This is a genomic window from Tsukamurella paurometabola DSM 20162, assembly GCF_000092225.1.
In the GTDB taxonomy this organism is placed as follows: Bacteria; Actinomycetota; Actinomycetes; order Mycobacteriales; family Mycobacteriaceae; genus Tsukamurella; species Tsukamurella paurometabola.
In genome coordinates this window covers 3789662-3814988 of record NC_014158.1, presented here as the reverse complement: position 1 = coordinate 3814988, position 25327 = coordinate 3789662, and the positions used below count along the sequence as shown (strand labels likewise).

General features: G+C 70.4%; 19 protein-coding genes. 14 read left to right on the top strand and 5 right to left on the bottom strand.

Annotated elements, in window-relative coordinates:
• Positions 1 to 74: 74 nt before the first annotated feature.
• Both TPAU_RS18485 and TPAU_RS18480 read left to right on the top strand, forming a co-directional pair.
• Entirely contained in the window at positions 75 to 1061 is a 987-nt protein-coding gene (locus tag TPAU_RS18485) for a Fe2+-enterobactin ABC transporter substrate-binding protein (protein WP_013128270.1), read from the top strand.
• A 114-nt stretch (positions 1062 to 1175) separates the two neighbouring features.
• A complete protein-coding gene (locus tag TPAU_RS18480) occupies positions 1176 to 2072 on the top strand; it encodes a siderophore-interacting protein (protein WP_013128269.1) in 897 nt (298 codons plus the stop codon).
• 66 nt (positions 2073 to 2138) lie between these two features.
• Here TPAU_RS18480 and TPAU_RS18475 read toward each other — a convergent pair whose 3' ends face one another.
• From TPAU_RS18475 to TPAU_RS18465, 3 genes are all read right to left on the bottom strand, one after another.
• Positions 2139 to 3164 (bottom strand): iron-siderophore ABC transporter substrate-binding protein, encoded by a 1026-nt coding sequence (locus TPAU_RS18475; protein ID WP_013128268.1) that lies wholly within the window; start codon positions 3162 to 3164, stop codon positions 2139 to 2141.
• Positions 3161 to 9985, bottom strand: a complete 6825-nt coding sequence (locus tag TPAU_RS18470) for a non-ribosomal peptide synthetase (protein WP_013128267.1) — start codon at positions 9983 to 9985, stop codon at positions 3161 to 3163. Before TPAU_RS18470 ends, TPAU_RS18475 begins: the two co-directional genes overlap by 4 nt.
• A gap of 73 nt (positions 9986 to 10058) precedes the next feature.
• The gene (locus TPAU_RS18465) at positions 10059 to 10283 is read right to left on the bottom strand and encodes a phosphopantetheine-binding protein (RefSeq protein WP_342611672.1); all 225 of its coding nucleotides are present in this window, start codon (positions 10281 to 10283) and stop codon (positions 10059 to 10061) included.
• An 85-nt stretch (positions 10284 to 10368) separates the two neighbouring features.
• Here TPAU_RS18465 and TPAU_RS18460 point away from each other — a divergent pair, with 85 nt between their 5' ends.
• The 9 genes from TPAU_RS18460 to TPAU_RS18420 are packed head-to-tail and all read left to right on the top strand — an operon-like array spanning position 10369 to position 21126.
• Positions 10369 to 11667 (top strand): lysine N(6)-hydroxylase/L-ornithine N(5)-oxygenase family protein, encoded by a 1299-nt coding sequence (locus TPAU_RS18460; RefSeq protein ID WP_013128265.1) that lies wholly within the window; start codon positions 10369 to 10371, stop codon positions 11665 to 11667.
• A complete protein-coding gene (locus TPAU_RS18455) occupies positions 11667 to 12602 on the top strand; it encodes a methionyl-tRNA formyltransferase (RefSeq protein ID WP_013128264.1) in 936 nt (311 codons plus the stop codon). Before TPAU_RS18460 ends, TPAU_RS18455 begins: the two co-directional genes overlap by 1 nt.
• A 1-nt stretch (position 12603) precedes the next feature.
• The gene (locus TPAU_RS18450) at positions 12604 to 14286 is read left to right on the top strand and encodes an ABC transporter transmembrane domain-containing protein (protein ID WP_013128263.1); all 1683 of its coding nucleotides are present in this window, start codon (positions 12604 to 12606) and stop codon (positions 14284 to 14286) included.
• Positions 14283 to 16112 carry an ABC transporter ATP-binding protein gene (locus TPAU_RS18445; RefSeq protein WP_013128262.1) on the top strand — a complete coding sequence of 610 codons (1830 nt, stop codon included), beginning with the start codon at positions 14283 to 14285 and terminating at the stop codon, positions 16110 to 16112. The genes TPAU_RS18450 and TPAU_RS18445 overlap by 4 nt, the downstream gene beginning before the upstream one ends.
• Positions 16109 to 16978, top strand: a complete 870-nt coding sequence (locus TPAU_RS18440) for a siderophore-interacting protein (RefSeq protein ID WP_013128261.1) — start codon at positions 16109 to 16111, stop codon at positions 16976 to 16978. The genes TPAU_RS18445 and TPAU_RS18440 overlap by 4 nt, the downstream gene beginning before the upstream one ends.
• Complete coding sequence (locus tag TPAU_RS18435) at positions 16978 to 17730, top strand: SDR family oxidoreductase (protein WP_013128260.1); 753 nt, start codon at positions 16978 to 16980, stop codon at positions 17728 to 17730. Before TPAU_RS18440 ends, TPAU_RS18435 begins: the two co-directional genes overlap by 1 nt.
• Entirely contained in the window at positions 17727 to 19403 is a 1677-nt protein-coding gene (locus tag TPAU_RS18430; RefSeq protein ID WP_013128259.1) for a (2,3-dihydroxybenzoyl)adenylate synthase, read from the top strand. Before TPAU_RS18435 ends, TPAU_RS18430 begins: the two co-directional genes overlap by 4 nt.
• A complete protein-coding gene (locus tag TPAU_RS18425; RefSeq protein ID WP_013128258.1) occupies positions 19400 to 20023 on the top strand; it encodes an isochorismatase family protein in 624 nt (207 codons plus the stop codon). Before TPAU_RS18430 ends, TPAU_RS18425 begins: the two co-directional genes overlap by 4 nt.
• A complete protein-coding gene (locus tag TPAU_RS18420; RefSeq protein WP_013128257.1) occupies positions 20020 to 21126 on the top strand; it encodes an isochorismate synthase in 1107 nt (368 codons plus the stop codon). Before TPAU_RS18425 ends, TPAU_RS18420 begins: the two co-directional genes overlap by 4 nt.
• Positions 21127 to 21159: 33 nt before the next feature.
• Here the strand turns inward: TPAU_RS18420 and TPAU_RS18415 are convergent, their stop codons facing one another.
• The gene (locus TPAU_RS18415) at positions 21160 to 21807 is read right to left on the bottom strand and encodes a TetR/AcrR family transcriptional regulator (protein WP_013128256.1); all 648 of its coding nucleotides are present in this window, start codon (positions 21805 to 21807) and stop codon (positions 21160 to 21162) included.
• A gap of 96 nt (positions 21808 to 21903) precedes the next feature.
• Here TPAU_RS18415 and ppk2 point away from each other — a divergent pair, with 96 nt between their 5' ends.
• The 3 genes from ppk2 to TPAU_RS18400 are packed head-to-tail and all read left to right on the top strand — an operon-like array spanning position 21904 to position 24584.
• A complete protein-coding gene (ppk2, locus tag TPAU_RS18410; RefSeq protein ID WP_013128255.1) occupies positions 21904 to 22839 on the top strand; it encodes a polyphosphate kinase 2 in 936 nt (311 codons plus the stop codon).
• 39 nt (positions 22840 to 22878) lie between these two features.
• A complete protein-coding gene (locus TPAU_RS23250; RefSeq protein WP_013128254.1) occupies positions 22879 to 23748 on the top strand; it encodes a hypothetical protein in 870 nt (289 codons plus the stop codon).
• Entirely contained in the window at positions 23745 to 24584 is an 840-nt protein-coding gene (locus TPAU_RS18400; protein WP_013128253.1) for an alpha/beta fold hydrolase, read from the top strand. Before TPAU_RS23250 ends, TPAU_RS18400 begins: the two co-directional genes overlap by 4 nt.
• 20 nt (positions 24585 to 24604) lie before the next feature.
• Here the strand turns inward: TPAU_RS18400 and TPAU_RS18395 are convergent, their stop codons facing one another.
• On the bottom strand, positions 24605 to 25273 hold the full coding sequence (locus TPAU_RS18395; RefSeq protein ID WP_013128252.1) for a L,D-transpeptidase family protein: 669 nt from the start codon (positions 25271 to 25273) through the stop codon (positions 24605 to 24607).
• Positions 25274 to 25327: the final 54 nt, after the last annotated feature.

Below are 25327 nucleotides of genomic sequence, written 5' to 3'. Positions count from 1 at the left end.
GCAGGCGGTCTGTTCCCTGACCCGTCGCTCATGGTTTGATAAGGCTGTCCTAAATTCTTGGAGAAGGGTGAACTATGACCAGGCATGTGCGGTACCTCGCCGCCGTTCTGTGCGCGGTGGGGCTGGTTGCGGGATGCGGAGACTCGGGGACCTCGAACGACTCGAAAGGGCCCGCGACCCGCACCGTGAGCACCGTCAAGGGCGACGTGCAGGTTCCCGCTGCGCCCCGGCGCGTGGTGCTGCTCAACTACAACCTGGCCGGCTATCTGTACGACCTGGGCCTGCCCGTCGTCTCCGTGGTCACCGAATACACCGACCGCGATATCACCACCGCCACGCCCTATCCGGCGTGGGCGGACGACTTCGCCAAGCAGGGTACGACGTTCATGAACTGGCCGGCGGCCGGGTACAACATCGAGGCGGTCGCGGCCGAGAAGCCCGACCTGATCATCGGCGGCGGTCTCGGCTTCCCGTTCAAGCAGGGCAACGACGCCTACGACAAGCTGACCGCGATCGCGCCCACCATCCTGGTGGACAACAAGCTTGAGAGCTGGCAGCAGCAGTACGAGTATCTGGCGAACGCCTTCGGCAAGCCGCAGGTCTTCCGCGAGGCCGTGACGAAGTACGACGCCCGCATCGCCCAGGTCAAGGCCAACATCACCCCGCCGCCCGGACCGGTGGCGTACCTATCGATGACCGCGCAGGGCAAGGCCTACGGACTGATCGAAAATCGCGGTGTCCCCGCCGAGTTCGCCAAGGTCGGCATCGAGGCGGCTCCCGTCTTCGCGACCGGCAGGTTCAAGCCGTACACCGCGGGCGGCGATTCGTACGAGATCACCCCGGAGCAGTTGCCGGCCACGATCACGCAGCCGTCGGTGTTCATCATCGGTTTCAGCGGGCAGACCTACACCGCGGATGCGCTGCGCGCACAGCCGGTGTACGCCGCGCTGCCGGCGTTCGCCGCGAACCGGGCCTTCGACCTGCCCTACTGGGTGCAGCGTCCCGATTTCGACAAGGCGATCGACACCCTCGGTGTGGTGGAGAAGCTGTTCGCGAAGTAGTTCGTCGTCCGCTCCCGGTTCGTGATCGGGCATTGCCGGGCACGCCGGGGTGAGGGGAAGGCGCGCGGGCGCTCGGCATTCGAGCGCCGCAGAACCGACCGATGGGAGTAGTGCATGAAGTGGAACGATTTCGTCCTGACCGTCGCCGAGACCGCGCAGGTCTCAAAGAGCCTGCTGCGCCTCGAATTCGACGTGGATCCCGCAGCGGGACAGGGCTATCAGCCGATCACGCCCGGCGATGAGTCCATCGCCTTCTACCTCTCGACCGATGGTGACGAACTGCGCACCCGGCGGTCGGACGATCCGTCGGCCCTCGGGGGGTGGGAGATCGTGGACACCGAGCGCAGCCAGGGGCACCGCAATTACACGGTGCGCCACTACGACCCGGCCGGTCGCCGGATGGTGGTGGACATCGCCGAGCACGATCACGGACCCGCGATGGACTGGTTCCGTGCCGCCCGTCCGGGTTGGCGACTGCTCGCCGCAGGCCCCCGATCCTGGTATTCGCCGCCCGCCGACGCGGGTCGGCACGTTCTCGCTGGCGATCTCGCGGCGCTGCCGGCGCTGGCCCGCATCCTGGAGCACACGCCACCGCAGATCCCGGTGACGGTGCTCGCCGAGGTGCTGGACCCGAGTGACACCGACTACCTGCCCGACCGGCCCAACACCGAAGTGATCGAACTGCTCGGCTCCGGCAATGGTGCCGGCCCCAGTGGATTGGCGGCCGCGCTCGGCCGCGTCGAGTTGCCCACCGACGCCTATCTGTGGCTCTCGGGTGAAGCGGCCGACACCCGCGCCGCCAAGAAGCACGTCCGCGGGCTGGGGTGGGCGCGAGGACGCGCCGACATCGTGGGCTACTGGCGGTACAACGCCGAGGAGTGGACCCAGCGATTCGAGGCCAGTGGCGGCGAACGGCTGCGTCAGGTGTTCGCCGACGCGCTGGCCGCGGGCAAGTCCCGGGAGGAGGCCACCGACCTCTACGAACGGGCGCTGGAGGCGGCCGGCCTCTAGGACGATTCTGGAGAAACGGCGAGGGCCCGGGAGCAGCAGTGCTCCCGGGCCCTCGGCGTACGGATGTCAGCCCGCGTTCTTCGCCGCCGTCTGCAACAACGGAACGTAGCGCTCCACCAGCCACGGCAGGTCGAGCACGTTCGGCGAGCTCACCGCGAACACCAGCGGCGGGTCGGTCAGCGGCACGTAGGCCTTCTTCTGCACCGCGGTCAGACTGGTGAAGACCGGGTTGGCCTCCACGCTCTGCTGGGTAGCGTCGAGGTACCACGAGGTCAGCACGTCAGCGTTGTACTTCGATACGTTCTCCCAACTCACCGGTGCGGCGAACTTGCCCGGCTGGGTGCTCTCCCGCAGCTGGGTGAGCGCGGGCAGCGGAGTGAAGCCGAAGCCGGCGAGCAGCTTGATCCGCGGGTCGGTATCGAAGTACAGGTTCAGGCCATCGGGCGTGGTGCCGCTCGCGGCGACCACCGTCTTACCGGCGAATCCGGGGTTCGCGGCCTTGACGTCCGCGATCTTCTTGTCGGCGTCCTCGATCAGCTTCTTGGCGTCGGCCTCCTTGCCGAGCGCCTTGCCGACGAGGGTGGTCTGATCCTGCCAGGACGTTTGCCAGTTCTTGCCGGGCTGCGCCACCGTCGGCGCGATCTTGCTCAGCTGTGCGTACTGGTCGGGCGTGAGGCCCGACTGCACCGACAGGATCACGTCCGGCTTGAGCGCCGCGATCTGCTCGATCGGAATCGACTTGCTGCTCTCCGGGAGCAACTCGGGTTTCGCATCGCCCAGTTTGTCCTTCACCCACGGCAGGATGCCGTCGACCGTGCCGGAGTCGGACTTCATATCGCGCATGCCCACCGGGATGACCCCGAGCGCGACCGCGGCCTCGGTGCTGCCCCAGCCGAGTGTCACGACGCGCTGCGGCTTCGACCTGATCTCGGCGGTGCCGAGCGCCGATTGGATGGACACGGGGAAGCCCGCATCCTGCGACGGAGCGCTGTCGCCGGACGAGCCGTTCGAGCCGCAGCCTGCTGTGACCAGTACGGCCGCGGCGGCGGTGACGGCGAGCGCAGCACGCGCTCGACGGAATCGAGGTGTCACCGGGATTTCCTTTCTTCTGCCCGCAGGAGTGCGGAGTTCAGGGCGCGCCCGATCTCGGTGATCGGGCCGGGTTGAGTCATGTCCTTGTGCTCGCAGTCGACGTCGTGGTTGACGATCGTGCCGGTGAAGTACGGCTCCCACAGGGGATAGGTCGCCGAGGTCGCGGGATTGCGTGCAGCGGTGAAGAAGAGGAGATCGCCGTCGACGGTGGCCTGATAGGGCTCGGCCTCCAGGGTGACCGCGTTGGCGAAGTTGTCGATCATCGCGTTCGGCGTCACCTCGGTGATCCCGGCCAGGGCACTGCCCTCGGAGCGGAGCACGTCGATCACTGCTTGGCGGGTGATCCCCTTGTCCACCAGGGGCTGCGGGTCGTAGCCCACCATGTAGAGCAGTGCCGCGAGCGCGTCCTGCTCGGTGGGGACGGTGGGCCACGCGTCCGAGGGGAACGAGTCGAGCATCGCCACGATCCCGACCTGCTCGCCGTCCGCCTGCAGTTCGGCCGCGATGGCGTGGGCGACGACGCCGCCGAGCGACCAGCCGACGAGGTGGTAGGGGCCGTGCGGAGCGATCTCGCGCATCCGCTCGAGGTATTCGCGCGCCATCTCCTTGAGCGTGGCCGGCGGACGACCGCCCGTCGCCAGGTTCGACGCCTGAATCCCGTACAGCGGGTAGCGCTCGTCGATGTGCCGGATCAGCCCCGCATAGCCCCAACTGATTCCACCCGCAGGATGGAAGCAGAAGATCGGGGCGCGGTCGCCCTGAGTGCGGAAGGGCAGAACCGTGTCGAGCCCGGAATCGTCCGCACCGTCGCCGGATTCGAGACGTGCGACGAGTTCCGCCACGGTGGGCGCCGCGAACAGGGTGGCCACGGTGACACCCACGGAGAACTCCGCGCCGATCTCCGTCATCAGGCGGGCGGCCAGCAGCGAGTGCCCGCCCAGATCGAAGAAGTTGTCGTCGATCCCCACCGCATCGAGCCCGAGTGCCTGCGCGAACAGGGCGCACATCCGCTCCTCGCGGGGTGTGCGCGGACCCCGTCCGGTGAGCTTGTGCGCCGAGGCGGGTTCGGGCAGCGACTTCGGGTCGACCTTGCCGTTGGGCAGGCGAGGGAACTCGGGCAGCGGTACGAAGATCGCCGGAACCATGTACTGCGGCAACCGCGACCGGGCGCGCCGGGTCAGGTTGTCGGCGTCGAAACTCTCGCCCTCCACGGTGATCACGTAGGCCACGATGCGTTCGCCCGAGACCGTCACCGCGACGTCCGCGACCGCGGGGTCGGCGCCGATCACGGTCTCGATCTCGCCGAGCTCGATCCGGAACCCGCGCACCTTGACCTGGGAGTCCGCGCGACCGGCGAAGTACAGCTGCCCGTCGTCGCCCCACCACACCAGGTCGGCGGTGCGGTACATCCTGCTGCCATCGGCCGCGAAGGGGTCGGGCAGGAAGCTCTGCGCGGTGGTTTCCGGCCGGTGCCGGTAACCCCGGGCCACCGAGGGGCCACCCAGGTAGAGCTCGCCGATCGTGCCGGGCGGCACGGGGCGACGGTGCGCGTCGAGCACGTAGGCCCGCTTGCCCGGGTCCGGGCGTCCGATCGGAACGGGACCGGTGTGCTCGGGGGAGATCGTGGCCAGGGTGGCGTTGACCGTGCACTCCGTGGGGCCGTAGGCGTTGTACAGCGTGCGGCCGGGTGCGAAGCGGGCGATCAGCGCCGGCGTCAGCTTCTCGGCGCCGAGCATCAGGTCGATTCCGGGCGCGAGGTCCGCGTCGGGCGGGAAGGCCGCCGCGAACGATGGCGGCACGCCCACGAAGTTCACCCGGTTCGCTTCGATGACGTCCAGGAGCGGGCGCCCGGGCAGCCGGTCCTCATCCCGCGCCACCACCAGCGTTCCTCCCGAGCACAGTCCCCACATCAGTTGCCAGAAACCGAGATCGAAGCTGATCGAGCTGAAGTGCAGGGCACGGGTGTGCGGCCCCATGCCGATCACATCGCGTTGCAGCACCAGCAGGTCGGCGATGCCGCGGTGCGTCACCTCCACACCCTTCGGCCGGCCGGTGGATCCGGACGTGTAGATCACGTACGCGAGGTCATCGGGTGTCGGCGCAGCACGCCGCACGTCCTCCACGGCAGGCCCGTTCGGTACGGCGAGCGCCGCGCCGGGTGCGAAGGCCCGCACGAAGTCGGCGTCCGAGAGGATCACCTTCGGCCCCGCATCCTCGATCATGTCGGCGAGCCGGTCCTCGGGATACGTGGGGTCGAGCGGAACGTAGGCGGCGCCGGTCCGCAGCACCGCGACCACGGCAGCCACCATCGCGGCCCCGCGAGGCAGTGCGACGCCCACCAGATCGCCCCTGCCGATGCCGAGCGAGACCAGGTGTCCGCCCAGCGCATCGGTCCAGGCGAGAACATCGCCGTAGCTGTAGGAGTCGGCTCCGCACACCAGCGCTTCGGCGTCGGGATCGGTGCGCGCGATCGGCAGGAAGACCGCCGAGAACTCGCGCACCGGCTCGTCGTGCGTGGGGTGCGACCACACGTGCAGATCGGCCCGCTCGGCATCGGTGAAGAGGTCGACGGTGTCGAGCGGCGCCGTCGGGTCCGCGGGGAGCGTGGAGAGCGCCACCAGGTAGCGGTCCAGCAGTCGCTGCGCGGTCGCCGCAGTGAACAGCTCGGTGGAGTACTCGAGTTCGACGTCGACGCCTTCGGCCGTCTCCACGCAGCGGAAGGCCAGATCGAACTTCGCGGTGTCGGTGCGCACGATGTCGGCGGTGAGTGCGGTGTCGCCATCGGTCTCGGCCCAGTGCGAGAGCATCACCTGGAAGAGCGGGTGCCGGCCGCTCACGCGGGGCGGATTGACCGCGTCGACCACGGCGTCGAATGCGGTGCCGGCGTGCGCGAACGCACCCAGATCGCGTTCGCGGGCATGCGTGAGGACCTCGCCGAAGGTGGTGGTCTCACGCAGATCCGTGCGCAGGACGACCGTATTGATGAAGCAGCCGATGAGCGCATCGGTCGCCGGATGGTCGCGTCCGGCGACGGGGGTGCCGATGCAGATATCGTCGCCGGCGCCGAAGCGCTGCAGCGTGACGGCGAGGGCGGCGTGCAGCGACATGAAAACGCTGGCATCGGCGAGCTCTGCCGTTGCGCGCAGGCGGGTGTGGTCGTCGGCGGGGAGGTGGGCGCGCACCGTCGCCCCGGCACCGCTGGGCAGCGCGGGACGCGCATGGTCCGTGCGCCACTGCGGTTCCACGGGGGCATCGCGGAGCGCGTCGGTCCAGTAGTCGAGGTCACGGCGGGTGGCGTCACCATCGGCCCGCTGGCGCAGCCACAGGGTGACATCGCGGTACGACGGTGCGTCCGTGGGCCAGTCGGCCGGTTCGGATCCGCCCGTCCTGGCGGCGTACGCCGCCGCGAACTCCTCGGTGAGCCGTTGTCGGGAGGCCTCGTCTCCGATGATGTGGTGCATCGCGATGCCGATTCCCTCCGGGGAGGCGAAGGTGCGCACCGGCGGGGCGACCGCCAGGTCGAATCCCTCCGCCAGTGCTCCGGCCACGGCGGCCCGGACATCGTCGACGGCCTGCGGCCGCGGCGACCAATCGAGCACCTCCTGCACCGGTGACCCGTTCAGCGCGGGGAATCGAGTGCGCAGGCTCTCCTGGCGCCGCGCGATGTCGGTCAACGCAGCCACCGCCGCGTCCACGTCCAGGTCCGTGCCGTCGGTGGGCCGGAGCACCAGCCCGAGGAGGTAGGCATCGGCACCGTCGAGCCGGGACAGCAACCACAGGCGTTCCTGCGCGGGCGACAGCGGAGTCGGTGCCGTGCCGGCGATTCCGGCGACGGGACCGTCGCCGGCCGGCGCGGAGCCGGTACCGGCGAGCGTGGCGATATCGCGCGGGGTCGGGGTGGCGAAGACGTCGGCGAGGCGCAGCCCGCCCAGGCCCGGGATGGTCGCAAGCCGGCGGACCAGGGTGACCGCCAGCAACGAGTGCCCGCCCAGGGCGAAGAACCCGGCGTCCGGGTGCACGGTCGGCACGCCGGTCACCTCCGCGAAGGCGTCGCACACGGAGGCGAGGGTGCTGTCCAGAGCCTCGTCGGCGGTGTTCGCTGCGACGGTGTCGAAGGCGATGGGGGGAAGTGCGCGCTTGTCGATCTTCCCGTTCACCGTCAGCGGTAGCTCGTCGAGTGCCATCACGGCCGACGGCACCATGTAGGCCGGGAGGCGCCCACGTAGGTGGGTGAGGATCTGCGCTTCGGCACCGAGGGGTGCCAGGACGTAGGTCACGAGGCCGTCCTCGCCACTGGGGAGGGCGGTGAGGATCGTGATCGCGCCGCGCACGTCCGGATGATCGAGGGCGGCGGCGTCGATCTCCGCGGGTTCGATACGGTGTCCGCGCAGTTGGACCTGATCGTCGGTGCGGCCGATGTATTCGAGGTCGCCGTCCCAGGTGATCCGGGCGCGATCGCCCGTGCGGTACATCCGGCCACCGCCCCGGGGATCGGCCAGGAACCGCTGCGCGGTGAGGTCGTCGCGGCCCAGGTATCCGGCGGACAGGCCGGGCCCGGCTACGAAGATCTCGCCGATCCGACCCGGGGGCACGGGGCGCAGGTCGTCGCCGAGGACGTAGGCCCGAAGGTCGGCGAGGGGTCGGCCGATGATCGAGGCCGCGCCGTCGGTCACGCGCAGCGCGTGCTCGGTGACATGCACCGTGGTCTCGGTGATCCCGTACATGTTCACCAGTTCGGGGCCGCTGCCCTCGATACCGGCGGTGACGTGGTCACCGAACCTGTCGAACCACGGCCGCAACCGGGCCGGTTCCAGGCGTTCGCCGCCGAAGATGACGTACCGCAGGCGACGGGCGGCCGCCGGGGCGATCTCGTGCTGCAGTGCGTAGAACGCGGCGGGGGTCTGGTTCAGCACGGTGATGCCGTGCGTCTCGATCAGTCCGGCGATGCGCGTGGGATCGGTGACATCGGCGGCCCCCGGCACCACGACCGCACCGCCGTGCAGCAGTGCGCCCCACAGTTCCCATACCGCGAAGTCGAAAGCGTAGGAGTGGAACATGATCCAGCGGTCCGTCGCGGAGAACCGCAACGAGGTGGCGGTGAACAGGCGCAGCACGTTGTGGTGACCGATCGGGACGCCCTTCGTGGTGCCGGTCGAGCCCGAGGTGTAGATCACGTAGGCCGTGCCGTGCGGGACGCGCGCCGCTCCCGGCTCGGGGGTCAGCGCGCTCACGCGGCCACCCTCGGTGACCACTGCGGTCGGCCCGGCATCGGCGACGATGAAATCGGCCCGGGCGGAGGGAGTCCCGGGGTCGACGGGCAGGTACGCGGCACCTGCGCGGAGTACGCCGAGGATCGCGGTGACCACTTCGGGGCCGCGGGGGAGCGAGATCTGCACCAGATCGCCTGCGACGACGCCCGCCTCGCGCAGGTGCTGTGCGAGCCGCTCCGAGGCGGTGCGCAGTTCGGCGTAGCTGGTGGCGGTCCCGTCGGTCCCGAGCACGGCGAGGGCGTCGGGTGTGGCCGTGGCGCGGTCGTCGAAGACATCGATCAGGGTGCGCTCGCCCGTGGCCGTGGACCATGCCATGGCGTCGGCGGGGGTGAACCACGTGAGATCGGCGACGGGGGTGTCCCGCTCGCGCAGGAAGTCCGCAGCGAACCCGGCGAGCCGGTCGGCATGCGCGGCGACCTCGGTCGCGGTGTAGGCGCTCGGGTTGGCCGCGACGTCGATCCGCAGTCGCTGACCGTCGGCGGTGCGCACGGACTCGACCGCGATGGAGACATCGCCGATCGGGCCCTCGGCGAGAACCTCGTAGTCGGCGGCGTTGTCGCCCAGGGTGAGCGAACCGGCGAAGGGCTTGACGTTCACCAGCACGCCGGGTCCGCAGCGGTGGTATGTGCCCGCGGCCAGCCAGGGCAGTGCGGATTCGGCGGCGGCCGCGACGGCGGCGGGGGTGTCCGACGGTGCGACGGTGAGCGGCAGGGCCGCGATCCAGGCGGCGGAGAGCGTGGACCCCATGGTCGACGGTGCGCGTCCGAGTACCGGAACACCCACGGTGACATCGGTTTCGCCGGTCAGGCGCGCGGTGTAGGCGGCGATCGCGGCGATCGCCCAGGGTGCCCACGGGCGGGGGAGGTCGGCGACGTCGAGGATCCGGTGCGCGCGCAGCGGTCCCGAGACGGCGGGGACGTCGGCGGAACTCCACCGGCTCAGTGCGGTGGGCTCGGTGGTATCGGCCCAGTCTGTCTCGCGTTCGGGACCCGGGACCGCCTCCGCCGCGGCCAGGCGCGAGCGCGGCGCGGTGGAACCCGTCGTCACAGCGGCGTAGTGTTCCGCGATCCGCCTGCGGAGCAGGGCGTAGCCGTATCCGTCGAGCACCAGGTGGTGTGCCCACAGGCACCACGCGACCCGCGGTCCGTCCTCGTCGGCGCGCGGTGCGATCTCGGCGATCACGGCACCGATCAGGCGTTCGCCGGCGGGATCGACCGCCCGATTCGCGATCGCCCGGAACCGCCGCCGGGCGACGTCCTCGTCGTCGACGGCGATCATCTCGATCGCGGGAACCGCATCGGCCCGGCTCCTGCGCGCCGGGATCCCTGCGGTCTCGGTGAATCGCACGCGGGCGGACCCGGACTCGTTGAGGGCGCGGCGGGTGGCCTCCGCGAGTGCGTCGGCGTCGACGCCCGGGCCGAAGAACGCCGTCTCCGCCGTGGTGTAGGGCGCGGGGTCGGATGCCGCATAGTGCCCCATCCACAGGTCACGGGCTGCATCGCCGAGGCCGGCTCCGTGAGCTTGGTGGGTGTCGCTGTCGATCGTGGACATGGCTCCCTAGGCGTCGAGAGGAACGGGGAGGATCGGTCACCCGTCGACCGATCACAGATTTGGTTTGGCTATGCTAACTTGAGACCAGGACTTCGAGCCACTCCCCGAGTGTCGGGAGCGGCGCCAGGTCGGCGAAATCGATATCGTTCCCCGCCGCGCGCCACCCCTCCACCAGGGTCATCATCCGCATGGAGTCGAGGCCGAGATCGGCGAGAACGGCGTCGTCGCCGAGTTCGGTGACGGGGACCTCCAGGATGGTGGCGATGTCCTGGCGGACGTCTTCGGTGGCGATGGGCACAGGGGTTTTCCTCTCCATGAGTGGACTCGGATCGTTCAGGTATGCCTATCCTATCCAGGGTGTGTTTTGTTAGAGAAGGAGACTCATGGCACAGCAAGAGGCGACAGTCGACGTCGTCGGTATCGGCGCCGGACCGTCCAACCTGGCGCTCGCCGCAGCGGTCGATGAGCACAACCGGGCCGGGTTCACGAACCTCGCGATGACGATCCTGGAGCGCAAGCCCCGGTTCGGCTGGCACCCGGGCATGCTGCTCGACGGCGCCACCATGCAGATCGCCTTCCTCAAAGACCTCGCGACCCTGCGCAATCCCCGCAGCCCGTTCAGCTTCCTGAGCTACCTCGAGGCGCGCGGCAGGCTCGTCGACTTCATCAACCACCAGACGTTCTTCCCGACCCGTGTCGAGTTCACCGACTACCTCTCCTGGGTGGCGGAGTCCGTCGATGCGCGCATCGACTACGGCAGCGAGGTGACCGCCGTCGAGCGCATCGAGGAGCCGGGGCCCGACGGTGCGCGCTGGACCGTGCGCTACACCGACTCCGAGGGCGCACACGAGGTGCGGACCCGATCGGTCGTGGTGGCCACCGGCCTCACGGAGCGACTGCCCGCGTGGGCCACGCCGGGCCCCCGCGTGTTCCACAATCATCGGCTGTTGGACCACATCGCCGTCGCCGCGTTCGACGAGGTCGCACCGCACCGCTTCCTCGTGGTGGGCGGCGGCCAGAGCGCCGCCGAAGTCGTGCAGTACCTGCACCGGACCTACCCCAACGCCGTCATCGAATCGGTGTTCAACTCGTACGGCTTCCAGCCGGCCGACGACAGCCCCTTCGCGAACAAGGTCTTCGACCCCGAGGCGGTCGACGACTTCTACGACGCCCCCGACGATGTGCGCGCCGAGCTGATGACCCGCCACGCGACCACCAACTACGGCTGCGTCGACCTCGAACTCATCAACGAGCTGTACGCGATCGAGTACCAGGAGAAGGTGACCGGCAACCGGCGCCTGCGCTTCCGGCCGGTCACCGTCGTGACCTCGGCGTCGCCCTCGGACGACGGCGTGCGGGTCGGTCTGCACAGCCGGATGACGGGCGCCGACACCGTCGAGGACTACACCGCCGTGGTGTGCGCCACCGGATTCCGCTCCCTGGGCGTCACCGAGGTGCTCGCCGGGGTCGCCCCCGAGCGGCAGCGGATCGACCGCGAGTACCGGCTGTCCGTCGACGGCGAGCTCGTTCCCGGTCTCTACATTCAGGGAGCCACACAGGAGACGCACGGCCTCGGCTCCACCCTGTTGTCCAACGTCGCGGTCCGGGCCGGCGAGATCTTCACCGATATCGTCGAGGGCCTGGTGCCCGAATCCACCATCGCATTCTCCAAGGGGGCATGATGCGCGTCGTCACCTTCGGCTTCCAAACCTGGGGCCACCGCACACTGTCCGCCGTCCTCGACGCCGGCCACGAGGTCACCCTGGCAGTGACCCATCCCGTCTCGAACAACCCGTACGAGCAGATGTGGAACGACTCGGTCGAGCAGCTCGCCACCGATCGCGGCGTCCCCGTGTTCCTCGCCAAGCGTCCCGACGCCGGCCTGTTGGAGGCGGTCACCGAGGCACAACCCGACATCATCGTCGCCAACAACTGGCGCACCTGGCTGCCGAAGTCGATCTACTCCCTCCCGCGGCTGGGCACGCTCAACATCCACGATTCACTGCTCCCGAAGTACGCCGGATTCTCCCCGCTGATCTGGGCACTCATCAACGGTGAGACGCACGTCGGCGTCACCGCGCACCTGATGGACGAGGGCCTCGACACCGGCCCGATCATCGCGCAGGAGTCCATCGCCGTCGGGCCGGCCGACCGCACCGTGGACCTGTTCCACCGCACCGTGGACCTGATCGGTCCGCTGGTGGCCCGCTCGCTGCGCGAGCTGGAGGCCGGCACCGCCGTCGCCGTGCCGCAGGACCCGGCCGCCGCCACCTACTTCCACAAGCGCTCCGACGACGACAGCTGCATCGACTGGACCTGGCCGGCGGACGCCATCGAGCGCCTGATCCGCGCACAGTCCGATCCCTACCCGAACGCGCACACCGTCTTCCGTGGTGAGCGGCTCGCGATCACGGCCGCCTCGGTGTCCACCAAGCGGTACGGCGGCACCCCCGGCCGCGTGTGCGTGCCCGACGGTGACGGCATCGCCGTGGTCGCCGGACCCGACGCCTGGCGCGGTGGCAACCCCGCCGTGATCATCGAACGCGTCCGCACCGCCGACGGCGCCGAGCACCCCGCCGCGAAGATTCTCGGAGACTCCGGGGCGTATCTCGGCTGATATGACCGACCACCGAACCACCCGCGCCGACAGCGTCGTCAGCGTCCCCGAGGTCGATGCCGACACCGGCCCCCGGACGCTGCTCTGGCGCAGCATGACCGCGCATCCGCGCTACATGATTCCGGCGGTGGCACTGTCGGCACTGCACCAGCTGGGCGAGATGCTCGTCCCGGTGATCGTGGGGCGGGCGATTGACCGCGGCGTCGCCACCGGCGACGGTGCGGCCCTGGTGCGCTGGATCCTGTTGCTCGCGGCCACCTTCGCGGTGCTCTCGTTCAGTTTCCGCTACGCCTCGCGGCTCGGCTGGATCGCGATGAACTTCGTCGACCACGGGCTGCGGATGCGGATCAGCGACCGGATCCTGGACCCGCGCGGATTGGGCGGGCCCCGCCGGATGCCGGGCGAACTGCTGTCGATCTCCTCGGCCGATACCAACGCCGTGGCGCGGACCAAGGGCGTGCTGATCTACCCGGTGGGCAACCTCGTCGGCATCGTGTTCGCCGCCGTCGTGCTGCTCACCATCTCCTGGCCGCTCGGGGTCGCCACGCTGGTCGGAGCGGTCGGTGTCGTGGTGCTCTCGGACCGCATCGGAGGGCCGCTGTCGAAGCGGGTCGCCGGCCAGCAGCGCGAGGCCGCCGGGGCCGCGGGCACCGCCGCCGATCTCATGCACGGCGTGCGGGTGGTCAAGGGCCTCGGAGCCGAAGACGCGGCGGTGCAGCGATACCGGCTGCGTTCGCAGAGCGCGCTCGCCGCCACGCTGCACGCCAATCGAGCCTCCGCGCGGCTCTCGGGGACGCTCACCGTGTTCGGCGGAGTCTTCGTGGCCGCGATCGCCGTGGTGGCCGGCGTGCAAGCCGTGAGCGGTGCCATCACCGTCGGTGAGCTCATCACCGTGGTCGGCCTCGCCCAGTTGCTCACCGAGCCCATGAACTTCATCGGCAAGGTCGCCAGCGTCTTGTGGGCGTCGGGAAAGGCCTCCGCCGCCCGAGTGCTGTCGGTTTTGCAGGCACCGTCGCTGCTGCCCGACCAGGGCGATGCGACGGTGCCCCCGGGCGCGCTCACCCTGCGGATCGGCGGAGACGACGTGCACGTTCCCGAGCGGGCACTCACCGTTCTCACGGTGCCGGCCGCCGATGCCACCGCCGTGACATCCGCGCTGTCGCTCAATGAGCCGCCGCCCGCCGGGCTCGCCCGCATCGGCGGCACCGACGTCGGCGATATCGCCCCGGACCGCCTGCGCCACGCGGTACTGGTGGCACCGCACCTGGGCGACCTGTTCGAAGGAAGCGTGCGCGACAACGTCGAGCTCGGCGGCGTCCACGAGCGCCGGCCCGACAGCCCCGTCACCCTCGACGCGGCAGTGCTCGCCGCCGGACTCGACGACCTGATCGCCGACGACGCCGACGGCGGAGCACTGAACGCCGATGTGGGAGAGGGCGGCACAGCCCTGTCCGGCGGGCAGCGCCAGCGCGTCGCCCTCGCCCGCGCGCTCTACGCCGACCCCGATGTGCTCGTGCTCGACGACCCGACCACCGCGGTCGACTCCGTCACCGAGGCCACGATCGTCGATCGGGTGACCCGGCTGCGCACCGGCCGCACCACGCTCGTGCTCACCGGCTCACCCGCCTGGCGGGCCGCCGCCGCGCAGCGGTCCGGTCCGACCGCCGAGGGGGTGCGGACATGACCACGACGGACTCCCGGCAGCATCTGACAGTGGCGAGCACCCGCCAGGTGCGGGCCGTCGTCGGTGCGGCCGCGCGGCCGCACCGCGCCCGGATCGTCGCCGCATTCGTGCTCCTCGTCGGCGGGGCCGGTGCGGCACTCGTGACGCCGCGGTTGATGGGCTCGATCGTGGACCTGGCGCAGTCGGGGACCGCGGTGTTCGGGCAGACCGGCACGGCCGCCGTCTGGCTGGCGGGAGCCGCGATGCTCATCGCCACGGTGCTGTCGGCGCTGCTCACCGCCATCGGTTTCGTGCTCATGGCGGGCGCGGTCGACCGGGTGATCGCGCGCCTGCGCGAGCGCGTGATCGACAGTGGCGTGCACCTGCCGCTCGGGCGTCTGGAGAAGGTGGGGCCGGGCGATCTGATCGCCCGCACCACCGACGACGTCACGGTGCTGACGCAGACCGTCAACGAGACCCTGCCGTCGATCACCGGCGCGGGATTCGCGGTCGCGGTGACGCTCGTGGGAATGGCCGCGCTCGACTGGCGGTTCTCTCTCATCGTCTTCGCGCTGGCGCCCGTCTACTACTTCGCCCTGCGCCGCTACCGCCGGCAGGCGCCGGAGAAGTACCTCGAGGAGCGCCGGCGGCGCGGCCGCCGGGCCGCCGAACTGCTGGCCTCGATCCGGGGGCTGCCGACGGTCCGGGCCTTCGGCCTGCAGAACGAGCGGCGCGCCCTCATCAGTGAGCACTCCTGGGCGGTGGTACGGCTCGCCGTCGTCATCCGGGTGATCAACAACCGGCTCTTCGGGCGCGTCAACTTCGCCGAATGGCTGGGGATGGCGCTGCTCCTGGGCATCGGTTTCCAGTTGGTGCGCATCGGGGATGTCACGGTCGGTATGGTGACCGCCGCGACACTGTACTTCCTCCGGCTGTTCGGGCCCATCGGCCAGCTCATGCTGGTGGTCGACCCCATCTCGTCAGCGACGGCGTCGCTGCAGCGTGTGGTCGGCGTGATCGTCGAGGCGGACGAGCTCACTGACGGACCCGTCGCGGCACCGGTGGAGCGAGCCCGCGGCGATCTGCGTGCCGAGCGCATCCGGTTCTCCTACGGCGGCCGCGACGTGCTGCACGATGTGGATCTCGATGTGGCCGCGGGGAGTACGGTGGCCGTGGTCGGCGCATCCGGCGCGGGCAAGTCGACGCTCGCGGCGATCCTCGCCGGTGCCCGACCCGCGGGTAGCGGCACCGTCCGGCTCGACGGCGCCGACACCGCGGGACTCGACCCCGCGCAGCGCGCCCGGCAGATCTGCCTGGTGACGCAGGACGTGCACGTCTTCGCCGGACCGCTCCGCGACGATCTGCTGCTCGCGCGGCCCGAGGCCGGCGACGACGAGCTTCTTGCCGCCCTGGACATGGCCGGCGCACGCACCTGGGCCGAAGAACTCGAGGGTGCGGGCCGCACCGGTCTCGACGTCGTCGTCGGTGCGCAGGGCGTCGCACTGACCCCGGTGCAGGCGCAGCAGGTTGCGCTCGCCCGCGTGGCCCTGCTCGACCCGCCGGTGGTGATCCTCGACGAGGCCACCGCCGAGGCGGGGTCGGCCGGTGCGGCCGAACTGGAGGACGCCGCGGAGCGGATCACCCAGGGGCGCACTGCTGTCGTGATCGCGCACCGGCTGGCGCAGGCCGCCCGCGCCGATGAGGTGGTGCTCATGAGCGGCGGCCGGATCAGTGAGCGCGGCCCGCACAGCGAGCTCGCCGCGGCCGGCGGCGCGTACGCCGAGCTATGGGCCGCATGGTCCCGTGGCCGGGCCGACGCCGATACACCCGATGAGGAGCTGACATGACCGCACGTGTGGATCACCGTGCCCGGCACCGGGAACGGATCGAGGAGGTGCTGGCCGGCGCTACGATCGGCGCCGACCGGGTGCCCTACCCGATCGGGCTCCGTGATCTGGAGGTACTGCGCACCACCCGGATCGGTTCCGCACTGATCCGGGTGACGCTCGGCGGCGAAGAACTCGACGGCTTCCTCACGTACGCCGCCGACGATCACGTGAAGTTCGTTCTCCCCGGCGAGGATGGCGTGCTGCGCCTCCCGCAGCGCAACGGCCTCATGCTGTCCTGGCCGCGCGACGCGCGGCCCGTCACCCGCGAGTACACCGTGCGCCGGTATGACGCGGCAGCGGGCGAGCTCGATATCGACATCGCCCTGCACGACGGCGGACTCGGATCCACCTGGGCCCAGACCGTGACCCCTGGGGAGCGCCTGCATGTGGCCGGCCCTCCCGGCGGTGTGGTGGTGCCGCCCGTCTACACCCGCTACCTGCTGGCCGGCGATATCACGGCGCTGCCCGCGATCGACCGGTGGCTCGAAGAGCTCCCGCGCGATGCGGCGGGCTGGGCGCTGATCGAGGTCGCCGATGCAGGCGAGGAGATCCCGCTCGATCCGCCGTCCGGTTTCGAGGTGCACTGGCTGCACCGCGGGGCCGCCGCACCCGGCACCTCCGATGTGCTCGAACGAGCCGTCGCCGCGCTCCCGCAGAGCGTGCCCGAAGGGGAGCGCTGGTACTGCTGGCTGGCGGGTGAAGCCGGCACGCTGAAACCGCTGCGCCGCTGGGTCGCCGATGCCTGGAAGCTGCCCCGGCACGACACCGACATCACCGGCTACTGGAAACGCGGCGTCGCCGACTTCGATGAGGACGATCACTGATGGCCCACACCTTCATCACCGGTGCCGCCTCCGGTATCGGGGCGGCGACCGCTCTGCGGCTGGCTGAGCACGGCCCCGTCGCCCTCGCCGATCGCGACGCCGACGGCCTGGTCGTCACTGCCCGGGCCGTGGCCGCCGCAGGTGGCGTCGCGACCTCCCACGTGGTCGATGTGTCCGACCGGGCGGCGGTGGTCGCGGCGCTGGACGCCGCGGAACGCACCACCGGCCCCGTCGACCGTGTTGCGCACTGTGCGGGCGTCCTCGTCGCCGGCCCGGTACTGGATGCGACGGAGGCCGACTGGGACACCGCGATCTCGGTGAACCTGGCGGGCACGGTCGCGGTGCTGACCGCTGCTGCCTCGCGGATGGCCCAGCGCGGCAATGGTTCCGTGGTCGTGGTGGGTTCCAATGCCGGTAACGGCCCCCGCGTGGGCCTGGGCGCGTACGGCGCCTCGAAGGCCGCCGCGCACTCGGTGACGCTCACGCTGGCGCTGGAGGTGGCCGACCGCGGGGTGCGAATCAACGTGGTGGCTCCCGGCTCCACCGCCACGCCGATGCAGACCGCTTTCGGCGGCGAGGCCGCGGTCCGCTCCGCGGTCGCCGGCGACCTGTCCCGGCACCGGCTGGGGATCCCGCTGGGCCGGATCGCCGATCCGGAGGACATCGCCGGCGCCATCGACTACCTGCTCTCGCCCGCCGCCCGGCACATCACGGCGCAGATCCTCACCGTGGACGGAGGCGCCACCGTATGACCGCTGACAACGACCTCACGACCGAGTACTTCCCGGCCGATGTCGCGGCGCGCTACCGCGCCGCGGGGTACTGGACCGACGACACCTTCGCCGATTTCCTGCCCGCCGCGGCGGCCCGCTTCGGTGATGCGGAGGCACTGGTCGGACGGGACCACCGCGGCGCCGCCGCGCGCCTGACCTACCGCGAGATCGACCGCGCGGCATCCGCCGTCGCCTCGGGTCTGCGGGCCCGTGGCCTCGGGCCGGGCGATCGCGTCGTGGTGCAACTGCCCAATATCGTCGAGTTCGTCCCGCTGCTCTTCGGCGTCTTCCGGATCGGAGCGATCCCGGTCTTCGCGTTACCCGCGCATCGTCGCAGTGAACTCGTGCACTTCATCGAGACGTCGGGCGCGAAGGCGTTGATCACCGCGGGCCGCGCAGCGGGCTTCGACCACCGCGACCTCGCCCGCGACGTGCTCGCCGAGCTCGACGGCCCGGGCCCGCTGGTGATCGTCGCCGACGACGAGCCGGCGGAGTTCGTGGGCCTCGCCGACCTCCTGGAGGGTGGACGCGACGCCGACGGCGCGCCCGCCGCGGTCGCCGCCGGCGCCCTCGCCTTCTTGCAACTCTCCGGCGGCACCACCGGTGTGCCCAAACTGATTCCGCGCACGCACGCCGACTACCTGTACTCGGTGCGCGAATCCGCGAAGATCTGCGGTCTAGGGCCCGACACGCGGTTCCTCGTGGTGTTGCCCGTGGCGCACAACTTCCCGATGAGCTCGCCCGGCATCCTCGGCGTGCTGTGGGCCGGCGGCACCGTGGTGTTGGGCAGCGACCCCGCTCCGTACCGCGCCCTGCCGTTGATCGAGGCCGAGCGGATCACCATGACCTCGCTGGTGCCGCCGGTCGCGATGCTGTGGCTGCAGGCCAGGCCCACCACCGATGCCGATCTGAGCAGCCTGCAGGTGTTGCAGGTGGGCGGCGCCAAGTTCCCCGTGGAGGCGGCGCGCCGCGTGCAGCCCGAGCTCGGCTGCCGCCTGCAGCAGGTCTTCGGTATGGCTGAGGGCCTGGTCAACTACACCCGCGACGACGACCCCGACGACCTCGTGCTCGGCACGCAGGGCCGTCCCATCTCGCCCGACGACGAGGTCCGGGTGGTCGATGACGACGGCGCACCGGTGCCCGCCGGTGCGGCGGGACACCTGCTGACCCGGGGCCCGTACACGATTCGCGGCTACCTGGGCGGTGTGGACGCCGCCTCGTTCGACGCCGAGGGCTTCTACCGCACCGGCGACATCGTGCGCCGCCTGCCGAGCGGCCACCTGGTGGTCGAGGGCCGGGCGAAGGACCAGATCAACCGCGGCGGCGAGAAGATCGCCGCCGAGGAAGTCGAGAATCACCTCGTCGCCCACCCGGCCGTGATCGACGCCGCCGTGGTGGCCGTCGCCGATGAATTTCTCGGCGAGCGCACCTGCGCGGTGATCCTCGGCGCACCCGGCGAGGACCGCCCCACCGTCCCCCAACTCAAGAAGTTCGTCCGCGAGCGCGGCGTGGCCGCGTACAAAGTGCCCGACCGGATCGAGTTCGTCGATGCGTTCCCCACCACCGGCGTCGGCAAGATCAGCCGGCGCGAACTGCGGCGCGCACTCGCCGACCTGGTCGCCGCGCGCACCGATACCGAGGAGAAGAAGTGAGCCTGCCGAAGACGGTCGCCTACGACCTGCCCGAGGTCGACTGCGCCGACACCGTCGAATGGACCCCCGACCCCGCCCGGGCGGTGCTCCTGATCCACGACATGCAGGAGCACTTCGTGCGGCCCTTCGAACGCGATCAGCAGCCGCTCGCCACTGTGGTTCCGAACATCGCAGCCCTGCTCGACGCGGCCCGCGTCGCCGGCGTGCCGGTGGTGTACACGGCACAGCCGGGCGATCAGGATCCCGAGGAGCGGGCGCTACTCATCGACTTCTGGGGCCCCGGCCTGTCCCCGGAGAACGAGGCGATCATCGACGAACTGGCGCCCGCGGACAGCGACGTGCTGCTGACCAAGTGGCGCTACAGCGCCTTCGCCAAGTCCGATCTCGCGGACCGGATGCGGACCTGGGGCCGTGACCAGCTGGTGATTGCGGGCATCTACGCCCACATCGGGATCATGACCACCGCGCTCGATGCCTTCATGCGCGATATCCAGCCCTTCGTGGTCCGGGACGCCGTCGCGGACTTCTCCGCCGACGAACATGCGCGAGCACTGCAGTACGTGGCCGGACGATGCGGCAGAGTGGAGACCACGGACAGCGTGCGAGAGGCACTTCGATGACCGATAGGACCGCCGACGGTGCGCGGCCCCACTTCGTGTTCGCCACCGGCGGCGCGGAGCGGGTGGGCACCGGCGTGGCCGCGGAGTACACCGACCCCCGGGTCGCGGCGGAAGCGCTGCGCAGCGGGATCGGCCGCGGATCGGGTGCCGTGGTCGGGGCATTGCCCTTCGACCTCACCGCACCCGCTGCGCTCACGGTCCCCGAGGCCCTCAGTACCCGCCATGCCCCCGACCTCCCGACGGCGCCGGACCTGCCGGAGCTGCCAGCGCTCACCCAGCTGGCCGAGATCCCCGCACCGGACGAGCACATCGCCCGGGTGCGCCGCGCTGTGGACCTGATCCGCCGCGGTGACCTGCAGAAGGTGGTGCTGGCACGTGCCGTCGACTTCGCCGCGGCCGAGCCCATCGACCCGCTGATCCTGGCCGAGGTGCTGCGCTCCCGCGACGCCAACGGCAACGGCTTCGCCGTGGACCTGAGCCCCGCCGGAACCGGCTTCGCCGGCCGCTGGCTGGTGGGCTCGACGCCGGAGATCCTGGTGCGCCGCGACGGCGACCGCGTGTCCTGCCATCCCTTCGCCGGTACCGCCACCGAGCCCGACGGCCTCCTGGAGTCGCCGAAGGATCGCGAGGAACACGCGTACGTGGTCGATGAGATCGCCGCCGCGCTGGGCCCGCTGTGCACCGCGCTCGACGTGCCGGCGGCACCGTCGGTGAGCCGCGCCGGGCCCGTGTGGCACCTGGGCAGCATGATCGTCGGGCGACTGAAGGACCCGTCGATCACCGCCCTCGACCTCGCGCTGGCGTTGCACCCCACGCCCGCGGTGTGCGGTTCCCCCCGCCTCGCCGCCGCCCGGACCATCGCCGAGCTCGAGGGCGACCGGGGCTTCTACGCCGGTGCCGTCGGATACACCACCGCGGACGGTGACGGGCACTGGCGCGTGACCATCCGCAGCGCGGAGCTCGACCCGGCCGGGACCCGGCTGCGGGCCACCGCGGGCGGCGGCATCGTGGCCGGGTCCGAGCCCGACGCCGAACTCGACGAGACCCGCAACAAGCTGCGCACCGTGCTGGGGCCGTTTCCGGTCACCGCGCTCGTGCCTTGACCGGCGCCGGGAGAAGGTGCGCCGGGACGGGATTCACGCGCCGTGGAAGGCGCGGTAGATCGCGGAGCCGTAGAACTCACCGATCCGGTCCGAATCGCCGCGCCACTGCGGCCCGGCGTCGTCGGGACGGTCCGCCAGCATGGTGCGCACCGCCGCTTCGCACGCGGAGACGAACAGCTCCATCAGCATCGGCAGCTTCTGGTCCAGATCCTGCATGTCCCACCAGCGGATCAGGGCCGGGCGGATCCAATCCTCGGCCTGTTTCGCGAGCGTGGCCCGCGCGCCCTGCACGCGGTGCACCACCTCGGGATCGGTGATCCCGGAGAACAGCAACTGCCAGGTGTCGGCGCGCTCGTTCACGGCCGCCAACAGGCCTTGCACGCCGATGATGAAGGCCCGCTCCGGGTCTTCGCCGTGCGCGTTGTGCAGCGAGGTGAGCACATAGGCCATCATCTTCTCGGTCTCGCGGTCGAGCAGCTCGGTGATGAGCGCGACCCGGTCCGGGAAACAGGAGTAGATCACCGGCCGGGTCACCTGCAGTCGATCGGCGACGGTGCCGATGGTCACCGCGGCGAGGCCGTCGCGGGCGGCGATCTCCAGCGCGGCGTCCAGCACCTGGGGACGGCGGCGCTCCGGGCCGAGGTGCTCGGCGCGGCGGCGGGATCCGGTGGTGGTCGACATCAGATCCACTTTACTCGGTACTCGCCACCGGGAACGTCTCGCGTTCACGCGGTGTTCACTCGTCCGACGGACGCCGACCGTAGCCTTCCGCGCGTGATGGATCTGGATCTGCCCGTGGGTATCGATTTGAGTGCCGTGAGCGGCCGCGAGGCGCTGCAGAAGATCGTGGATCTGCGGGCTACCGACGGCTTCACCGTCAACGACGACGATGACGACGATCCGGTGCTGCTGACGCCGGAGCGGCACGTGGTGGACACCTGGCGCGAGGGCTACCCGTACGGCGAACGGATGCGCCGCTCCGACTACGAGCGGGAGAAGCGGCTGCTGCAGATCGAGCTGCTCAAGTTGCAGCGGTGGGTCAAGGACACCGGTCAGCGTCTGGTGATCGTCTTCGAGGGGCGCGACGCCGCCGGCAAGGGCGGCACCATCAAGCGCTTCATGGAGCACATGAATCCCCGTGGCGCGCGGGTGGTGGCGCTGGTCAAGCCCACCGACCGCGAGGCGGGCGAGTGGTATTTCCAGCGGTACATCGACCACTTCCCGACGAACGGCGAGATCGTTCTGTTCGACCGGTCCTGGTACAACCGCGGCGGGGTCGAGCGGGTGATGGGTTTCTGCAGCGATGAACAGCATGAGCGCTGGGAGCATCAGGTTCCCCTGTTCGAGCGGATGCTGATCGAGGACGGCATCGACCTCACCAAGTTCTGGTTCTCGGTGACCCAGCTCGAACAGCGCACCCGTTTCGCGATCCGTCAGATCGACCCGGTGCGGCAGTGGAAACTCTCGCCGATGGACCTGGCCTCGCTCGACAAGTGGGACGACTACACCGCCGCTAAGGAGGAGGTGTTCAGCGCCACCGACACCGATCACGCGCCGTGGACCGTGGTCAAGAGCAACGATAAGAAGCGTGCTCGGCTCAACGCGATGCGCTACATCCTCAACAAGTTCGAGTACGACAACAAGGACCACGATGTGGTCGGGCCCACCGATCCACTGATCGTCGGCCGCGGCAAGGACCTGATCAGCGACTGATCCGCGGTCGCGGCGAGCTCGTCCAGTACGTTGGCATCCGTGCGTTCCTTCACGGCCTTCCTGCTGGTGCTGGTGGCGATCCTTGCCACCTTCGTCGCGGTGCCCGCGAACTGGGCCAAGCGCGAGGTTCTCGACCGCGACCGGTTCACGGCGCTGATGGAGCCGCTCGGTCGCGACCGTGCGGTGCAGGACGCGATGGCGCAGGAGATCTCCGAGCAGGTGCAACGGCTCCTCACCGAACAGGGCGATGCCCGGCCGCCGCTGGACTCGATCACCCCGTACGTCACCGCGTACACCCGCAGCCCGCAGTTCCCCGGTGCGTTCACCCAGGCCGTGGGGCAGGTCCATTCCTGGCTGTTGGTCGAACCGACCGCGGATCAGCGGATGAGCGGCGCGACCACGGCGGAGATCGACTTGGCGCCGATGATCCGGGACGTTGCGGCCGCCAACGGCGTCAAGGTCGCGGTGCCCGAGAAGGTGACCATCGACCTGTCCGGGACCGGCGCGAACCGTGACCTGTTCCGGGCCGGACGGTACGCGTCCGTCGCCGATACCGTGCGGCAGGCCGCATGGATCGCGCCACTGATCGCCGTGGTCGCCGGACTGCTCGCGCTGCTCGCGGCGCACCGCCGCGGGTTCCTCATCTTCTACCTGGGCCTCGGTATCGCCGTCGCGGCCGGCGTCACCTGGCTGCTGGGGGTGGCGGCACCGTCGTACCTGTCCGGACAGAGCGGTGCGGGCGCGCTGAGCCCGGCCGTCTTCGATGCGGCGATAGCCCAGATCGACCGCAGCATGCGCCCCTGGATCCTGACCGAGGCCGCGGTGGGCGGCGCGCTGGCCGCCGTGGGCCTGGTGTTCGGTGGACTCGGCGCGATCGCGGATCGCCGCGCCGCTCGGCGGGACTGGTGACCTCGCCGGCCCGGCGGCCCACGGTCGCCACGCTCACGTACCGGGACGGCGCCACGAATCCCGTCCGGATCTTCCGGGGGCCGGATCCGGCGGCGCCGTGCCTGATGATCTGGCCGGGGGTGAACGTGCCGGCCGGATACTTCGACGATCTGGGTCGGGCGCTGGTCGATGCCGGCTACAACGCGGTGGTCTCCGAGTTACGCGGGCAAGGTGATTCGCGTCCTCGTGGTGCCACCGGTGCGCACGGCTTCCAGGATGTGGTGGTCGAGGACTACCCGGCGGTGTCCGCGTTGGTCAAACAGAAGTTTCCGGATGCCAAGCGAATCCTGCTGGGGCACAGCCTTGGCGGCCTGATGGGCACGATGTACGCGGCCCGCGCTCGGCGCAATCTGGCCGGGGTCATCCTGATCGCCTGCGGTACGGGATATTACAAACTCGACGGACTGTCCGGAGCGGCGCGCCGGATCGGCACCTCGGTGGCGGCGCGCGCGGCGGCCCGGCGGGGGCACTGGTCGGGCCCCGACGGTCTGGGGGAGGTGCCCAAGGGCATCGTCCGCGATTTCGACCACCTGGTGCAGACCGGAGACTTCAATGTGGACGGCGCCGACGTGGACTACGAGGCCCGGCTGGCCGGAACCCGCACGCCGGTACTCACCCTGGCCGTCGCCGGTGACGAACTGGTCAGCGACCGGCAGTCGCGGTACGTCGGGGAGAAGTTCCCCGCCGAATCGGTGACGCACGAGCGTATTCCGGACCGGCTCGGCCACAATCAATGGATCGTCGAGCCCGATAAGGTGGTTCCCGTTCTCGACCGCTGGATCCGCGCCCTCGCCTAGGTCGGTCGAGCCTCCCGGGATCAGTTCGCGAGACCGGTGACGAGAACGGGATTGAAGGCGGGGGAGAGCCACGTGAGCAGCGAGATCATCCCCTCGCGGCTGATCGCCACGCATCCGAGTGTGGGCTGGCCGTCGCTCACGTGCAGGAACATCGCGCCACCCTTGCCCGGTGTGTGCGCGGGGTTGTTGTCGAAGTGGACGGCGTAGTCGTACACGGGACCGATGTCGTAGAGGTTCTCACTCTCCGGGCCGGGGCTCTGCGGCTGCACCACCATCCGGTCGTAGGTGGGGGAGTCGACGTTCCCGTCCCACCAGTGCTGATTCGTCACCTTGGTGTACGGCAGGGCGGTCCCGGGGTTGTCCTGCCGGCCGAATGCGAGATCGAGACGGAAGACGCCGAACGGGGTGCGCGGCACACCATCGGCGCCCTCGCCGATGCCCTGCTGCCCGACTTTGCCGGGTACGGGTCCGAAGACTCGGGTCCAGCCCTGCTCCAGTCTCGCCCAGGCGGAGACCTGGACGTCGGTCGAGCGCAGCGACGGTGCGGCCACGGTGATCACCTCCTGCGTCTCGGGCACGCCCGCCACCGCGGCATCGCGCAGCGCGCTATCGGCCTCGGCCGCAGCGGCGTGCGGAACGCTCAGCGATGACAGCGCGACGAGGGTCGGCAGAGCTCCCGCCAACCCCATAAGAAACTTCCGCCTCCTGAGCAACATGCGCCACAGTATGACACGGCGGCGCTG

Coding starts and splice junctions, on each gene's coding strand:
- TPAU_RS18485 (WP_013128270.1), top strand. CDS start 75: ATGACCAGGCATGTGCGGTACCTCGCCGCCGTTCTGTGCGCGGTGGGG.
- TPAU_RS18480 (WP_013128269.1), top strand. CDS start 1,176: ATGAAGTGGAACGATTTCGTCCTGACCGTCGCCGAGACCGCGCAGGTC.
- TPAU_RS18470 (WP_013128267.1), bottom strand. CDS start 9,985: ATGTCCACGATCGACAGCGACACCCACCAAGCTCACGGAGCCGGCCTC.
- TPAU_RS18460 (WP_013128265.1), top strand. CDS start 10,369: ATGGCACAGCAAGAGGCGACAGTCGACGTCGTCGGTATCGGCGCCGGA.
- TPAU_RS18455 (WP_013128264.1), top strand. CDS start 11,667: ATGCGCGTCGTCACCTTCGGCTTCCAAACCTGGGGCCACCGCACACTG.
- TPAU_RS18450 (WP_013128263.1), top strand. CDS start 12,604: ATGACCGACCACCGAACCACCCGCGCCGACAGCGTCGTCAGCGTCCCC.
- TPAU_RS18445 (WP_013128262.1), top strand. CDS start 14,283: ATGACCACGACGGACTCCCGGCAGCATCTGACAGTGGCGAGCACCCGC.
- TPAU_RS18440 (WP_013128261.1), top strand. CDS start 16,109: ATGACCGCACGTGTGGATCACCGTGCCCGGCACCGGGAACGGATCGAG.
- TPAU_RS18435 (WP_013128260.1), top strand. CDS start 16,978: ATGGCCCACACCTTCATCACCGGTGCCGCCTCCGGTATCGGGGCGGCG.
- TPAU_RS18430 (WP_013128259.1), top strand. CDS start 17,727: ATGACCGCTGACAACGACCTCACGACCGAGTACTTCCCGGCCGATGTC.
- TPAU_RS18420 (WP_013128257.1), top strand. CDS start 20,020: ATGACCGATAGGACCGCCGACGGTGCGCGGCCCCACTTCGTGTTCGCC.
- TPAU_RS18415 (WP_013128256.1), bottom strand. CDS start 21,807: ATGTCGACCACCACCGGATCCCGCCGCCGCGCCGAGCACCTCGGCCCG.
- ppk2 (WP_013128255.1), top strand. CDS start 21,904: ATGGATCTGGATCTGCCCGTGGGTATCGATTTGAGTGCCGTGAGCGGC.
- TPAU_RS18395 (WP_013128252.1), bottom strand. CDS start 25,273: ATGGGGTTGGCGGGAGCTCTGCCGACCCTCGTCGCGCTGTCATCGCTG.